This is a genomic window from Butyrivibrio sp. NC2002, assembly GCF_000702265.1.
In the GTDB taxonomy this organism is placed as follows: Bacteria; Bacillota; Clostridia; order Lachnospirales; family Lachnospiraceae; genus Butyrivibrio.
The window spans coordinates 96838-112474 of record NZ_KL370881.1 but is presented as its reverse complement, the minus strand read 5'-3'; the positions used below and the strand labels follow the sequence as shown (position 1 = coordinate 112474).

The 15637-nt window shown below is 40.4% G+C and carries 12 protein-coding genes and 1 tRNA gene; 3 read left to right on the top strand and 10 right to left on the bottom strand.

Annotation, left to right across the window (positions count from 1 at the left end):
* Positions 1–501: 501 nt before the first annotated feature.
* The 3 genes from T543_RS11535 to T543_RS11520 all read left to right on the top strand — a co-directional run bounded on the left by T543_RS11535 (position 502) and on the right by T543_RS11520 (position 3828).
* The gene (locus T543_RS11535) at positions 502–972 is read left to right on the top strand and encodes a hypothetical protein (protein WP_035768673.1); all 471 of its coding nucleotides are present in this window, start codon (positions 502–504) and stop codon (positions 970–972) included.
* Between the two features lie 309 nt (positions 973–1281).
* The gene (locus tag T543_RS11530; RefSeq protein WP_035768667.1) at positions 1282–2316 is read left to right on the top strand and encodes a DUF927 domain-containing protein; all 1035 of its coding nucleotides are present in this window, start codon (positions 1282–1284) and stop codon (positions 2314–2316) included.
* A 330-nt stretch (positions 2317–2646) separates the two neighbouring features.
* Positions 2647–3828, top strand: a complete 1182-nt coding sequence (locus T543_RS11520) for a tyrosine-type recombinase/integrase (RefSeq protein WP_035768663.1) — start codon at positions 2647–2649, stop codon at positions 3826–3828.
* 189 nt (positions 3829–4017) lie between these two features.
* Here the strand turns inward: T543_RS11520 and T543_RS11515 are convergent.
* From T543_RS11515 to T543_RS11470, 10 genes are all read right to left on the bottom strand, one after another.
* Positions 4018–4090, bottom strand: a tRNA-Thr gene (locus tag T543_RS11515).
* Positions 4091–4178: 88 nt separating this feature from the next.
* Positions 4179–5786: a HAMP domain-containing sensor histidine kinase gene (locus T543_RS11510; RefSeq protein ID WP_051638740.1), complete on the bottom strand. Its 1608-nt coding sequence runs from the start codon at positions 5784–5786 to the stop codon at positions 4179–4181.
* Complete coding sequence (locus T543_RS11505; protein ID WP_035768661.1) at positions 5787–6497, bottom strand: response regulator transcription factor; 711 nt, start codon at positions 6495–6497, stop codon at positions 5787–5789.
* Entirely contained in the window at positions 6490–7767 is a 1278-nt protein-coding gene (locus T543_RS11500; protein WP_035768659.1) for an ABC transporter permease, read from the bottom strand. Before T543_RS11500 ends, T543_RS11505 begins: the two co-directional genes overlap by 8 nt.
* A complete protein-coding gene (locus tag T543_RS11495; protein ID WP_304412759.1) occupies positions 7757–8479 on the bottom strand; it encodes an ABC transporter ATP-binding protein in 723 nt (240 codons plus the stop codon). The genes T543_RS11500 and T543_RS11495 overlap by 11 nt, the downstream gene beginning before the upstream one ends.
* Entirely contained in the window at positions 8479–10518 is a 2040-nt protein-coding gene (locus tag T543_RS11490; protein WP_035768657.1) for an HlyD family efflux transporter periplasmic adaptor subunit, read from the bottom strand. The genes T543_RS11495 and T543_RS11490 overlap by 1 nt, the downstream gene beginning before the upstream one ends.
* Positions 10519–10710: 192 nt before the next feature.
* Positions 10711–11226, bottom strand: coding sequence for a DUF4364 family protein (locus tag T543_RS11485; RefSeq protein WP_035768655.1), 516 nt, complete (start codon positions 11224–11226; stop codon positions 10711–10713).
* A 24-nt stretch (positions 11227–11250) separates the two neighbouring features.
* Positions 11251–12402: an NAD(P)-dependent malic enzyme gene (locus T543_RS11480; protein WP_035768653.1), complete on the bottom strand. Its 1152-nt coding sequence runs from the start codon at positions 12400–12402 to the stop codon at positions 11251–11253.
* A gap of 48 nt (positions 12403–12450) precedes the next feature.
* The gene (locus tag T543_RS11475) at positions 12451–14280 is read right to left on the bottom strand and encodes a DUF5722 domain-containing protein (RefSeq protein ID WP_035768651.1); all 1830 of its coding nucleotides are present in this window, start codon (positions 14278–14280) and stop codon (positions 12451–12453) included.
* Complete coding sequence (locus tag T543_RS11470; RefSeq protein WP_035768649.1) at positions 14277–15614, bottom strand: replication-associated recombination protein A; 1338 nt, start codon at positions 15612–15614, stop codon at positions 14277–14279. The genes T543_RS11475 and T543_RS11470 overlap by 4 nt, the downstream gene beginning before the upstream one ends.
* Between the last annotated feature and the right edge of the window lie 23 nt (positions 15615–15637).

Below are 15637 nucleotides of genomic sequence, written 5' to 3'. Positions count from 1 at the left end.
GCAGGATGACCTGCCGCAAATACATTTGTAAAGATCAAGAAATTTTATTTTTTCAAAAATCAGTCTGCAGCAAAGCAAAACTGCACTTTGGTAAATCCGCCAATTGTTGTACACCCTCAAAAATAGTATGATCTTTTTAGCTTCAGAGCATGAAGACTGAGAGAAAAACCTAACACATTTTACAGTTTCCCTGATATTTTATTATTATATTCTGCTTCAAAAACGGATTGCTACCCGGGTGTTATTGCGTCTATTTTTATATGATATTTTCTCTCTTTTGGTTCTTAATCAACCATCCTTGTAAGCTGGACACAAACCTGATATAGGTTCCATGGTAGGTCGATGCAGAACCCATTCAGCATCCAAAAACGGATGCCAGTTTGGGCAATTGCATCGGCCTTTTTTATGCCCAGACTGTTTTAATGAAAGGAGAAGACAATTTTACTTTACCATCTATATGATGAAGCAAAAGGCCAAGAGAAATAACGGAGGTTTTTTAAAATGCATAAAAAATTGAAAAAAAGAATTTTGAAGGAAATCAAGAAAAATACCTGCTTTACAGAGTGTAACACCCAACCATTTCTTGCTGAATCAGATTTGTTAGTCCTAGAAATAATTGGTCTTAGCAAAATCGATGACTCATTCAAAAATGATTTCGAGGATGACAGCTCTTTTGTAGCAACGTTTAGATACGTTGACTCGGATACATGGTCCGATCAATTTGACATTATAGTACCTGACAAAGCTATCGAACGCTACTTTTCAATAAATGATTTTGCCGCCCACAAAGCAATTATCGAAAAGTCGCTAATTCTCCAAAAATTTAGAATTATGCTTGCTAAAGAACAGTTTAACAAGACTAGAGAGGACTACCTAGATGACAATTTCCAGGATTACAACGGAGTCTTTCGCTACAAGATACCTTTCAGCATATTTAAAAACTGTTTTGTTGCTGCTACATGGAATCCTTAATATACTAAAATTTTTAGCCAGCATTACCTTATTTGCTGGCTAATCATTTTACAACCATTCGTTTTACCGTTTTTTTATCGTATATGCTTAACATCTATCGCAGTGAATTTTCAAATTAAATTTATACACCTTAAGAAAAAAACGGCAAAACGGAAAAACAAACTAATCTTTTTGATAAGAAAGGGTGGTAGCCTCTGCACAAATATATCTCGCAGATTTACTTATTTTTATGATCGATATTTTTGACATCTGCTCGATCTATTTGTGCATTTGCTTCACCCCTTCTTATCAAAAACAAGTGGAGGAGAAATGCTAAATAAAAATACAACTTATAATCAGGAAAAGCTGTTATCGATTATCAAAGATAATAAACTCAAAGGATACCACTACCCATACATCGCTGTTCTTGACGATGGAGTATACTTACTAAAAGACGAGTCAATCGATGATCAACAAATAATCACAAAGCATTTTATATGCAACAGAATAGAAATCACAGATGCCTTTAATGATATCGAGTCTCACTCTAAGACATATGTACTGACCTTCCTCAATCACCAAGGCAATATAGAAAAAATTACCGTTGCTGCCGAAATAATATCAGACAAAAATAAAGTTGTCGCTTTATCAAAGTTTGGTGTTGACGTTAATACATCAAACGCCTCGAATGTGATTCTACACCTAAATAACGAAATGCGGAAAATTCCAACAACAAAGGTTACTGAGTTTGCTGGTATAAAAATGTTAAACAACAGATGGTGCTACCTTGGCAGAAATTGTTTTTACTATGACTCGACAAAAAAGAGAATCATGCGACTGAAATACAGATATAACGGTGATCTAAATCTGTCTTCATCAGGTTCTTGGGCTGACTACAAATCGATGCTGAACGATGATGTTCTTTCGTCAGTTGAAATGTCTACAGCACTTGCATTAGGCGCATCTTCACTACTTATTGGGTATATAGGAGCAAGCATTGGCATAAATAACCTCTTTATACATATCTCTGGGGAATCTTCCTCAGGCAAAAGCACTGCTCTTGAATTAGCCTTATCATTATTTGGTAATACGATTTCATCAACTTCAGAAACAAGAAGCTTATTCACAACCTGGAATGCCACCGAGAATGCCATTCAAGAATTCCTGACTAATAATTTTGGTATCCCTATTGGAATAGATGAGGCTGGCATGTCCAAAAGCCATGAATTTTCTTCACTTATTTATAGAATTGCTGAGGGTAAAGAAAAGGGAAGAATGAATTATGGTGTCGGTAATGCAGTTATCCGAACATGGAATACTACAGTCATATCCACAGGTGAAATTCTTTTACAGGATAAGACATAGGCTTCATGAGTTGCATAACATGTCAGGTATTATTATTCAATGCCACACTGATCGAGTAATCTTTAAATTACCCTATGCTTTCAAACTGGTTCCTCAATTTTACGAACAAATGTACAAGATAATCACGGAGGAACTAAAAAACCTGTTACCTGAGATTAACTTTTCATGGGATGATTATGAAGTTTATAGAAGAAAAAACCATCCCACCATCGATGAAATTGCTCGTGACATGGAACTTTTAATTTTAGACTAATATTCGTTTTTATGCATTGTTCGTCTATATATTATTATTACGTAACATAAAGCAACACTATAGGAGGTCAATTATGTATGGCACACATTACTATTCTGGATCAGGATAATCCATCAAAAAAAAGGTATAAAGTAATATATGAGGTAGATGATATTTCAGGTAAGCGAAAGAGGAAGTCTAAAACATTTCAACCTCATACTCCATTAGCAAAAGTAAAGGAGTTTGTAAATGCAGTGGAACTTGAGCACAATAAGGATAATGCAATCAGCTATGATTGCAGAACCCTAAGGTCTTTCTTTAACGAATACATTGATGTCTATACGCATGATTTGTCAAAATCAACTGTTCAGAGTTATGTACAAATAGCTAATGCTGATCCACATGGTATCCTACGGCATTTAGGGCACATTGAATTATCAAAACTTAGCACGACAAAAATACAGAAATATGTAAACTATCTTACTGATGATGGTTTATCTCCAAAAACAATAAAAAACTACATGTCCGTTCTCCATTCAGTCATGGATAGAGCAATCAAATGTCGGTATATACAAAGAGGTGCAAATCCTGTTTCTGAAGTAGAAACTCCCAAAGTCAGACATAAAAGGATTCAATCATACAATCCTGACGAAGTGCAGATTTTGTTGTACTTAGCTGATACCTTCGCAGATGAAATAACCCATTTTCTAATTTATCTTTCTGTAGGTACAGGTGCACGTAGATCTGAGATGGCTGCAATACGAATTGAAGATGTGGATCTGTATAACAGAGTATGGCATATAACCCAATCTAAAATTAGCATTGCTGGATCAAATGACATACTAAAAGAACCCAAAACCGAAAGCGGTATAAGAGATATTCCATTAAGTGAATCTCTATGTGCCGAAATAAAAAAAATGATACGCATTTATAACCAAAACAAACTTAAGCACGGCAATGAATTCAATGATAGCAGATTCTTGTTTTCTGACGAATATGGCATACCCCTATCCACAGATTCGCTTTCAAAGACATTTACGCGATTTGTGAAATCGCATTCAGAAAAGCTACGCTATCTGTCACTCCATAGCGCTGGAAGGCACAGCTATGCTTCTATAGCTATTGCAAATGGTACTGATATAAAAACCGTTCAAGAAATTCTAGGGCATAGCTCAGCAACTATCACTCTTGATACCTATGCAAGCAGTTATTTTGAAAAGAAGCTAAGTTATGCTGACAAGCTAGAAAATCTGATCTTTACATCACAAAAAGCACAATAACCTTATTTGAGCAGGAGAGGTCATCTCCTGCTCAATATTTTTAACAAACTTATTTTTGTACTCAAAGACTGTTTTGGGCACTTCTAGGGCACTTATTTTACAAATAACAAGCTCCCGATAAGCTTATCCGAAAGCCTTATCGGGAGCAACTCCTTGCGGATACTGCGATCCAACAAGTTTTAATTTTCGAGCTGGCAACGGGAATCGGACCCGTGACCTCCGCACTACCAATGCGACGCACTACCGACTGTGCTATGCCAGCAATCCGTGACCTGTGTTAGTCACAAATGATATAATACCAAGCAGTCATACTAATTGTCAATGACTGTTTTTCAATTTATAGTTACTATTTACAGAACTATTTCAAACACGGTGCTGTAAGTTGTTTCGTCTTTTTCAAGGAGGCGGATTGTGCCGCCGTGAGCTTCAACTATAAGTTTGGCGATAGACAGGCCAAGGCCTGTGCCTCTTCCGCTTGTGCGGGCTTCATCGCCTACGACGAAGGGCTTGAAGATGTCATCCTTGATGGCCCCCGGGATTCCGTTGCCATCATCCCCAAGTCTTATTATGACTTTATCCCCATCCCGCTTCATTCCTGCATATATAAGGGTTCCTGCGGGATTGGATTTTACAGAGTTGGATATTATGTTTTCAAACACCCTCTTTAGCTGGGAGGTGTCGATGCACTTTACTATCTTTTCTTCTGGAATATCTATCTCCATGCTGTACCCGGCTATGTCGAGTTCACTGTACTTATCGGCAAGATATTCTCTTAGATATTCGCATATATCACAATCTTTTTTATACAGCTTGAATTCGGGATGCTCAAGTTTTGAGTATTCGGAAAATGTATCAATCAGTTCCGCCAGATTGTCAGCCTTGCAGCTTATGGTATTTAGATACTTTTCTTTTTCATTATCCGGGACCATTCCATCGGCTACCGCTCTGGAATAGCCCTGTATCACAGTTATAGGGGTCTTTAAGTCATGTGATATGTCTGCAAGCATCTTCTGTCTTTCTTTTTCCAACTTGCCTTTTTCCTGTTCTGCTTCATAGAGCTTGCCTGTCATGTCATTGAAGGAGTCGACGATCCTTACAAATTCCTTGGGACCTGAGTAGGTAATCGCTATGTCTTTGTTGCCGCTTCCGAGCTCCTTCATAGCATCCTGCAGCATAGTAATAGGCTTTCGCACAGCAAGTGAAGTATGAAAAACAAACAGGATCACAAAAATAGCAAAGATAAGAAGGAATGACAGGATTGCCGTCATATATACCCTTCTGTACTCACTGTTTAAGGATGAATTATTGAAATTCTGATGGAGCAGCATAGTCCTATGTTTTCCGGAATTGGTGGTATATTCATATTTCTGAAGATATGTTTCTTCTTCATTGCCATAGATGATGTCAAATTCTTTTTTCGAAATGCGATCAAATCCTATTCCGTAATCAGCAAAAACAACATTCCTGTCCGCATCTAGTGACACAGTTCCTGTAAGTCCGTAATAATCTCCGTCCTCCTGTTTTATAAGGGAATACTTGTTAAGAAGATATCCTGTTATATTGCCCTTATCATCGAAGACATTTTCCAGGTAATAATAAGTGTCTCCCGACTCCTGCGGTATAAACTCCAGTTCCTCCAAAGTATAGACATTATTTTTTGAATCGTCACTTGTATAAATAATATTCGCATTCTCATCAAGAACTTCAAAATAGCTTTTTTCACCAAGATACTTTCTGATATTGAGTTTGTCATATTTTTCAGCCCGTATAAGGCTGTCATTACTTATAAATCTACTGACTCCCGGAGCAAGCTCCATCTGCGTGATGACTCTGCCTGTAAGGTTTACTATAATAAAAGAAAGCAAAAGGACTGCTGCCGCAAAAAATATGTAATACCTGGTAACCAGCGAATATAATGTGCCTTTTTCCCGTTTCATGGAAGAAAATACTTTTTTCATTTAGACATTCCGCTCCATTTTATAGCCAAGGCCTCTGACTGTTTTTATATATCTGGGGTTCTTGCTGTCCTCTTCAATCTTATCCCTGAGCTTACTCATGTGTACCATAAGAGAATTATCATCGTTTTCATAATATTCTCCGTTAACATGCTCATAAATTTGAACCTTGGTAAATACGCGGCCCGGATTTTTCATAAGGAGCAGGAGTATCTTGAATTCAGTCGGAGTAAGAAGGACCTCTTCGCCATTCTTCATAAGCCTTGCTTTTTCCACGTCAAGAGTAAGCTCTCCAATTGTATAAACAGTATTCTGTGAAAACTCACTGCTTCCAAGCTTGTAAAACCTACGCATCAGAGAATTTGCCTTTGCCACTATTTCAAGTGGATTAAAGGGTTTTACCATGTAATCATCTGCGCCGATATCAAGACCAAGAATCCTGTCGCTGTCCTGATTTTTGGCAGATAAAACCATGATAGGAATATTATTGCCGCTATCGCGCACAGCTTTTATAACTTCAAATCCGTTCATTCCGGGCATCATGATATCGCATACAAAAAGGTCGGGAAGCTCCCTATCAATTGCAGTGAGTGCCTCGTTTCCATTCTCTACAGAAACAACTTCATAGCTTGCATTTTCAAGATAAAGTCTAAGCAGTGCTATTATATCTACATCATCTTCAGCTATGAGTACCTTGTATTTTCCATCATTCATATCTAAGCGCCTCTATAGGGTTGAGCTTTGCAGCTTTGTTTGCAGGGTAGTATCCAAAAAATACTCCAAATGCCATCGAAAACATTACACAGAATATTATACCGCCAGGTGATGCTGTTCCGCTATATCCCATCATTTTGGAAGCAATCATTCCAAAAACTTCACCAACTATTACTCCGAGAATACCACCTATAAGACATACTACTACAGCCTCAGTAATGAACTGGAGTCTTATGCATCCGTTTGTCGCTCCAAGAGCTTTTCTTGTACCTATCTCTCTTGTTCTCTCGGTTATGGATACTATCATGATATTCATTACTCCGATTCCGCCAACAAGAAGTGATATGGCACCTATTGCCGCAAATGCATAGGTCTGTGTGTTCAGCATAGATTCCATGGACTTTATCTCTTCCTTCATGCTATAGGCATAAGACTCATAGGCATCATTATCCTTATAGTATTTCTGATTAAGATAATTTTGTATTTCATTTGAAAGAATCCCCTGGTCCTCTCCGCTTTTGGCTATGACCTCCATCTCGTCATACTGATTTTTTTCTCGAAGCTGTATCAGCGCTGTCCTTAAAGGAATATATGCATTTGTCCGCACATCCTTTCTGGATTTTCCTGCACCCTGGCTCTGGCCGCTGCTCTCAGAGTATTCATATACCCCTACTATTGTATATTCGTAGTACTTATTACCTATTACGGCTTCAACATTTTTTCCAAGAGCGCCTTGCGTATCCCCTCCCAGCATATTGTCTACATATCTGTCTGAAACTACGATTACTTTTCGCGCATCATGCTGTTCGCTTTTCGTTATTCCTCTGCCTGCGATGATCTTTAGTCCTGCCTGTGAAAAAGCAACACTATTATCACCTTCAAGATTTATATTGGCATATTTTTTTCCGTCCTCAATCTTGACTTCTCCTGCGGATTTTTTAAGAGCCACACCTTCTATTCTGCCTGCAAAATGACCGGAGATATCCTGTATCATCTCCTCGGAAAAATAGTCCTTATCCTTCATATCACGGACATATTCTTCACTCTCAAAATTGTAATCATCATCCATTTTCTGAGTGACGAAGACCGTGATATTATTAACTCCCATATCTCCCATGGAGCCCATTACCGATTTGTTCATGGCATCTCCAACAGTCATTATTCCTATAACAGATGCGATACCGATTATTATTCCGAGCATTGTAAGAAAAGTTCTCATCTTATTTGCCAGAAGACCGGTAAGTGCCAGCATTACATTTTCAAGAAGCATATTTTATTCCCATCCTCTCATCTATGAAAGAGCCGTCTTTTAGCGTAAGTATCCTCTCTGTCTCCTTAGCAAGTTCCGGAGAGTGCGTTATGAAAACAATAGTGATTCCCTGTTCCTCATGGAGCTTATGAAAAAGGTCCATTATTTTTCTGCCGGTAGAAGAGTCAAGTGCTCCGGTCGGTTCATCTGCAAGTATTATGGAAGGGTGATTAACAAGAGCTCTTGCAATCGCTACTCTCTGCTTTTGTCCTCCGGATAATTCATCAGGTGTATGCCCGACTCTTTCTTTCATTTCAACAAGTTCAAGTAGTTCCAGAGCTCTCTCTTTTCTCTCTTTTGCACTTACTTTGGCATAGAGCATTGGAAGCTCCACATTTTTTAAGGCACTTGTCCTTGCTATCAGGTTATAGGTCTGAAAAACAAAGCCTATCTTTTTATTTCTTATATGCGACAGTTCTTTATCCCCGGCTTTGCACACGTCGACTCCGTCCAGAAGATATGAGCCTTCTGTAGGCTTATCGAGGAGTCCTATTATATTCATAAGGGTAGATTTACCTGAGCCTGAAGTGCCGACTATAGAAACGAATTCACCTTTTTTCACATTAAGGTCAATACCATGCAGTATCTCAAGCTCATTTTCACAACCTACGTTGAATCGTTTTACTATTCCTTTTGCTTCGATCATTGTTTCCGGAATTATTATTTTACTCATCACCACTCCTCTATGCTGCCAGAATTATCTGTATTTCCCTCATCCGTGAAAGAAAAATCGTCTGCAGGCGGTACAACTACGCTCATTCCTTCATCTAAGCCTTCGCCCTTAACTTCTACGTAATAGTCGGTTTTTACACCGTAGGTCACAGTAATATGTTCTCCTGAAGGCATGAGATTGCCATTTTCATCAGGTACTGCCTTCTCAACGAAAAGACTTCCGTCTTCTGCTGTCTGTACGCAGTTGTCAGGTACAGTAAGGCAGTTATCGGATTCTTCCTCGAGTATTGTTATCTTAGCTGTCATTCCGATCCTTAGTCTGTCTTCCATTCCGCCTTCTATAGATACCTCTATCGGATAGTCTGCGGAAGTTCCTGTTGCGCTCTGCTCACTATCGCTTTGAGCTGAAGTTCCCTGCGGGATCGGTGAAACAAAGGTAAGCGTTCCATCCATCTCCTCATCTACAGAATCAGTTTTTATCTTAACCTTCATCCCTTCCTTTATATCGCAGATGTCGTACTGGTCTACAGTTGCGGTTACTTTATAGCCGCTGTCATTCTGTATAAGAGCTATCTCGTTTCCGTTATCGTAGATTCCGCCTTCCTTGACACCAACAGAAGTTACCAGTCCGTCGCAGGGAGCAACAACAGTTGCTTTTTCAAGTTCCTGCTCATATTTATCGACTTCCTGCTGTGCTTCCAAGGTGTTTGTGCCCTCTGTTAACTTAGCTTCTGAGTAGCTGTCTTTGGAATCGGCAACAGTTTTATCATTTTCTCTCTGCTGATCTTCCTTGGCCTCCTGTGCCTTTTCTGCGCTGTCTTTTGCACCCTTTATTTCTTCCTTGGCACTCTTTGCTTCGCTCTCTGCCTCTGCCTGTTTTGATTTTGCTTCGGATAGCTTTTCCTGGGCATCATCAAGAGCCTTTTGCTTACTTTCTATTTCTTTTTTATCTTTATCATTTTCTTTTTGGGCTTTGTTTACTTTTTTCTCTTTTTTATCTCTTTCATCTACTGCGGTTTTGTATTCACTCTCTGCAGATGATATCTGAGCTGATATATCATCAAGCTTTTGTTTTGCGCTGTCGTATGATCCTTTTGCTTCGTCATAAGCGCCCTGAGCTGTTGCAAGAGCCTCTTTTGCCTTATCAAGATCATCCTGCGCTTTTGACAGTTCCTCGTCTGTTGCCTCGGTATTACCATCAAGCGCTGTCTTTTTATCCTCTGCGGTTTTAAGGGCATTCTTTGCTGAACTTAGTTCATCACTTGCTCTGTTAAATCTTCCGGAAGCTGTAGTGAAATCGCCCTTTGTATATGCTTCGTAATCAGTTTTTAATTTCGATATTGTTCCTTCAAGGTCTGATACATTCTTATTGGCATCGTCATAAGCAGACTGCGCTTTGGATAATTTCTTTTCGCTTTTTGAAGCATCAGACACGGCGCTTCCAAGGTCATCCTTTGCGCTGTTTTCAGAACTTACTTTATCATTTACATCACTTGCAGCGCTGCTGTTTTCTGCATTTGCCGTATCTGATGCTGTGACTGCGTCGTTGAAGGCTTTGTCAGCTTTTTCGGCTTCCTTTTCTGCTCTCTCGATCTGGATCCTTGCAGTTTCTACTGCCGCATCATAATTTCTCTGAGCTGCTGCAAGTTCAAGAGAGTCCTTCTGTTTTGCTATATTAAGAGCATCCTTTGCTTTATCAAGATATTTCTGCGTGTTAGTCGTATCAAGCTCTGCGATCACATCGCCTTTTTTAACCCTGTCACCAACTCTGACCTTGAGCGAATTGATCTTTACACCGGTAAGTTCACTGGCAACACTTTGTTTATCAAGAGCGGCGATAGTGCCATTTAGGCTGATCGTCTTCTTAAGGTCCTGTCTTGTAACCTCACAGGTTTCAGTAACCGGCACCATTTCATTGGCATCCTTCTTATTTGCTCTTACCACGCCAAATGTCGAGACAGAAGCAGTGATAACAACTACCGTCACAGCTATCGCTATTATTCTTGTCTTCTTTTTTCCAAGCAGTTCCTTTATCTTCATCAGTAATTACCCCTTTCAACTAAAAGTCCAAAAGAGAGATTACTATACGCATATAAAAAAAACCTTTGCATAACCTTAATATTTATTAAGGTTAGCAAAGGTTTTTTATTTAACGAAGTTCCCCCGCATACCGGGAGGCCATGCACCCGCTTCAAGGCGCCATGACGACGGTATTAAATGCGCAGGTCTTACTTACATAAGTTCCTTCATAATGTACTGGTAGATGTCCTGGTTCTTTTTTCTCCAGTTGTCGCATACGGATTCAGCCATAGGCTCGGTGAAAAGAGGAATGGAGATATCGATTATTGAACTTCCACCCTCTCTTGCAGACAGATAGGCTGTATATTCGTTTTCTGCTGTCTTTTTATAATAGGCATTTATGGATGTATCATCTATCATCTTCATGCCGTTTTCCTTGAAGTACAGATCTATCTGTTCCTTTATTGCCGGATTGATCCTGTTTCCGAAAAATCCAAGCGCCTCCTCGCCGGCAGGTGTCATCATAAGATAGGTGCGGTTACCCTCGCTTGTTTCCGTAATAAGCTCAGATTCCGCAAGTTCTCCGAAGACCTCTTGGAGAGTCAGAAAGTTAGTATATTCATTATCAAGAATAAAATCGTATATCTGCGCTTTACTAAGCCTGTCTGATGAACGCTTAAGCATATACAAAACTATCATTTTATATAAAGTCAGATACTGTGAACTCATTAATTGCCTCTCAAAAAAATGCTTTTACTTTGCGAACTTCTTAACTGCTGAAGATACTGCATCTGCACATCTGGGATCAAATGCCTCAGGAAGGATATTCTCCTCTGAAAGCTCATCATCGCTGATAAGATCAGCGAGTGCATTTGCCGCTGCAAGCTTCATATCCTCTGTTATCTGTGATACTCTCGCCTCAAGTGCTCCCCTGAAGATACCGGGGAATACCAGGACGTTATTAACCTGATTGGGGAAATCCGATCTTCCGGTTCCAATGACTCTGGCTCCTGCTTTTTTGGCAAGGTCAGGCATGATCTCAGGTGTGGGATTGGCCATAGCAAAAAGGATTGCATCCTTGTTCATGCTCCTGACCATATCTTCCGAAACAATTCCGGGCGCCGAAACACCTACGAATATATCTGCTCCTACAAGAGCATCTGCAAGGCTTCCGCTCTTATCAGAAAGGTTTGTCTCATCGAGCATCTTTTTCTGCATCCAGTTGAGGTTCTCGTAACTGCTGCAGATAATGCCGTTTCTGTCACACATTGTAACGTCCTTAAAGCCATATCTGAGCATGAGCTTTGTTATTGCAATTCCGGCACTTCCTGCTCCGTTAACTACTACCTTGCAGTCTTCCTTCTTTTTGCCGACTACCTTTAATCCATTTATAACACCTGCAAGAACAACGATGGCTGTTCCGTGCTGGTCATCATGGAAAACAGGTATATCGAGTTCTGCCTTAAGTCTTTCCTCTATTTCAAAACATCTGGGTGCCGATATATCCTCCAGATTGATGCCGCCGTATGTAGGTGCAAGATACTTTACAGTCTTAATGATCTCTTCGGTATCCTGTGTGTCAAGACATATTGGAACTGCGTTTACCCCTGCAAATTCCTTGAACAAAACTGCTTTCCCTTCCATAACAGGCATTGCAGCATGCGGACCGATATTACCAAGTCCAAGCACTGCACTTCCGTCTGATACTACAGCTATTGTGTTAGCTTTGGTAGTGTATTTATAAGCAAGTTCCTTATCCTCTGCAATCAGTTTGCAGGGCTCTGCTACTCCGGGAGTATAAGCCAGCGCAAGGTCTTCTCTTGATCTAACTTTGGCTTTCGATGTGATCTCCAGTTTTCCGTTCCACTCTTCGTGAAGCTTCAATGCTTTTTCTGCGTTTGTCATCTTTTCATAACCCTCCTGTTTTGCTTGATAAATTAGTAATTTCTATGGTCAAAAGTCCTTCCCGACTATTGGCTTGGCAAAGGCTATAACTTCGTTCCTGCGTGGAGTATCTATGTATTTATACACATCATAGATATACTTGTGAGCCCCGGATGTTGTACACAGTCCAAGCGCAAGACCGAACTGGGCAATTTCATCAGCTGCATCCGTCTGTCTTGAGAGCATCATGGCATCTATACAGCTGTTACTTGCTATCTTAGTGTAAGCATAGGCAAAAGCTGCTGCCTGCAGAGCTTCGCCAGAGGTGGACGAATATCCCATCTCACTTAATATGATCGATCTGACATTTCCAGAAGGAGAAAGCATCGATTCCTGCTGCATGTAATTAGTCAAAACTTCTATGTTATTCATGGTAATTATAGAAGTATCTGCGGAATTGGTAACAAGGCTTGAAGAATTCCAAAAAGGGGTGTTTTCATTAGGATATGAATAGGGGTGGTGTGCAACTCCCCAGTCTATATCTCCATACTCCCTTAGAGATGCCGCAAAAATATCAAGCATGTCTCTTGCATCAAAATCGGGATTGTTACTTCTGTTCCTGTTCCACTGCTGATCCAGGGAAATATAAACACCAGCACCTGCATTCACACTCTTTATAGCATTATAGAAAACTCTGAATGCTCTTGTGTAAGCAGCGGTATAAGCGCTGATGTCCGAGGTAGCCATATAGTTCCATTCCTTCTTGGCATTGACCTCATTGCCTATTATCCACATCGAAACATTGCCGTGTCCAGAACCTGAATACCTCGATGATAAAAAGGTTGCCACCGCAGCAAGTGCATTAACTCCACTCTCATCCGTTGCGTTGTACATATAATAAGGTGCTGTTGAGCCTCCTCTGGCACTTGGATGTGTTATCTCGGGAAAATTGGATGGTGATACGTTATTTAATAAAATAGCAGCAACATCGATTCCCTTGGCATTAAGCGTTGTAAAAAGATAATCATACTGCTGAAGTATGGCCGCATTAAAATAATAGGTCACACCATTATAAGTATATCCAACAGATCCTGCCGAACTGGTCGTAAGGAAATTGTTGAGCGGTATGTTGTAGGTAGCATAGTTTACTCCAAGATCGTCAAGCTCTGAAAGTCTTGATGGATCTACCAAAAGTCCTTTTTTTGAGTTGTGACTCATTCCCGAATAATTATATGAAGCGATATATTCAGGATTTGTTACATAAGAAGGGTGACTTACGGTTTTGTATGTATCTCCGCTTTTTACAGCTACCAGGAATTTCCTGTAGAGCCTTGAGTCTGCCTGTCCTTTGTTTAAAAGGCCATCCAAAGTAAATGCTGTATCCTTATAGGTCTTGTCAATAGGCTCAGCACCCTCCGGAAGCTCATCCTCGTAGGTTGCAATATCGAAGAGATAATAGTACTTATCATCAGACTTGGGAAGCGCCTGGGCACTGGCAGATACTTCTACCTTTCCTCCGTCTGCTATAAGGCAGTTGTCGATCTTTACATAAGATGAAAGCTCTTCCTCCGGAACCTCCACTGTCGCAGGTCTGGCATCGATTGCATTTTTAACTCTTTCTCCGGAATCAGTTATAGCCTGCAAGAGGTCCTTACTTAAATAACTCTTTTCAGCTTCATTCTCTTGTACTTCGTAAGTTATTTCCTGAACTTCTATGCCGCTGTTGTCATCGCTTTTAAATATGACCCCGCTTGTGTATAGCGCCATAAATCCTATAGCTACGATTGCTACAGCTATTGCTGATACTGCAATTATCTTTAATTTCTTTGCAGGTACCTTTCCGACTTTCCCTGCAAAACCATCTATTGCTTTCTTTATCTTAATAAGGGGATTTTTCAATTACTGTCTCCTTGGGCATTATCTTTCAAAAACTTCATGTGTTCCTTGATCTTAACCTCATATCCGTTTCCGGAAGGTCTGTAAAATTCCTTGCCGTTTAACTCGTAGGGCAAATACTGCTGCTTAACATAGTTATTTGGATAATCGTGTGCATATTTATATCCGATCCCGTGGCCGAGCTTGGATGCTGACTTGTAATGTGCATCCTGAAGGTGAGTGGGAATCGGCAGATTTCCTGTTTTTTTCACTGTTTCCGTAGCCTCAAAAATCGCATTAACAGCTGCGTTACTCTTAGGTGCAGTTGCAACATAACTTGCTGCCTGTGAAAGATTTATCTGACATTCGGGCATTCCGATCCTCTCTGTTGCAAGAAAAGCTGCTACCGCAACCTGAAGCGCCATGGGATCAGCATTGCCCACATCCTCTGACGCGCAGATCACTATTCTTCTTGCAATAAACTTGGGATCCTCTCCCGCATTTAACATTCTTGCAAGGTAGTAAACGGCAGCATCAGGGTCCGAGCCTCTCATGCTCTTAATAAAAGCAGAAATGGTATCGTAATGGTTGTCACCATCTTTGTCATATCTTGCAACTCTCTTCTGGATACATTCCCTTGCAACTTCGGCAGTTATATGTATCTTGCCGTCGCTGCTCCTGTCAGTTGTAAGGATGCCCAGCTCTATGGCATTTAACGCATGTCTTGCATCGCCGTCTGCGATCTCTGATAAGAATTCCTCTGCGTCCGGCTCAAGAACGGCATCATATCCGCCCATTCCCTTCTCTGTATCCGTAACTGCTCGTCTAAGTAAAACCTTGATATCTTCCGGTTCAAGAGGTTTTAACTCAAAGATCACAGATCTGGAAATAAGCGCTCCATTTACCTCAAAGTAAGGGTTCTCTGTGGTTGCTCCTATAAGGATAACAGTACCATCCTCGACAAACGGAAGAAGATAGTCCTGCTGCCCCTTATTAAACCTATGTATCTCGTCAATAAAAAGGATAGTCTTTCTGCCAAAGCCTCCAAGGTTCTCTTTAGCTTTTGCAACGACCTCTTCCATATCCTTTTTACCTGCAACGGTAGCATTCAGCTGCATGAACTCGGCCTTGGTCGTGTTAGCGATAACCTTGGCAAGTGTTGTCTTTCCCGTTCCGGGTGGTCCGTAGAGGATGATAGAACTTATCTTGTCTGCTTTTATTGCACGATAAAGAAGCTTGTCCTTGCCAATAATGTGCTGTTGTCCCACAACCTCATCAAGTGTCGTAGGTCTCATTCTGGCAGCAAGCGGTGACTCTCTCTTCATGCTGTTTTGTCTTGCATAATCAAATAAATCCATAACGGCAATATTCTACTATATTT

What these genes read in the sequence shown, in the direction of transcription:
- T543_RS11535 (WP_035768673.1), top strand. Translation starts at nt 502, where the DNA reads ATGCATAAAAAATTGAAAAAAAGAATTTTGAAGGAAATCAAGAAAAAT.
- T543_RS11530 (WP_035768667.1), top strand. Translation starts at nt 1,282, where the DNA reads ATGCTAAATAAAAATACAACTTATAATCAGGAAAAGCTGTTATCGATT.
- T543_RS11520 (WP_035768663.1), top strand. Translation starts at nt 2,647, where the DNA reads ATGGCACACATTACTATTCTGGATCAGGATAATCCATCAAAAAAAAGG.
- T543_RS11510 (WP_051638740.1), bottom strand. Translation starts at nt 5,786, where the DNA reads ATGAAAAAAGTATTTTCTTCCATGAAACGGGAAAAAGGCACATTATAT.
- T543_RS11505 (WP_035768661.1), bottom strand. Translation starts at nt 6,497, where the DNA reads ATGAATGATGGAAAATACAAGGTACTCATAGCTGAAGATGATGTAGAT.
- T543_RS11500 (WP_035768659.1), bottom strand. Translation starts at nt 7,767, where the DNA reads ATGCTTCTTGAAAATGTAATGCTGGCACTTACCGGTCTTCTGGCAAAT.
- T543_RS11495 (WP_304412759.1), bottom strand. Translation starts at nt 8,479, where the DNA reads ATGAGTAAAATAATAATTCCGGAAACAATGATCGAAGCAAAAGGAATA.
- T543_RS11490 (WP_035768657.1), bottom strand. Translation starts at nt 10,518, where the DNA reads ATGAAGATAAAGGAACTGCTTGGAAAAAAGAAGACAAGAATAATAGCG.
- T543_RS11485 (WP_035768655.1), bottom strand. Translation starts at nt 11,226, where the DNA reads ATGAGTTCACAGTATCTGACTTTATATAAAATGATAGTTTTGTATATG.
- T543_RS11480 (WP_035768653.1), bottom strand. Translation starts at nt 12,402, where the DNA reads ATGACAAACGCAGAAAAAGCATTGAAGCTTCACGAAGAGTGGAACGGA.
- T543_RS11470 (WP_035768649.1), bottom strand. Translation starts at nt 15,614, where the DNA reads ATGGATTTATTTGATTATGCAAGACAAAACAGCATGAAGAGAGAGTCA.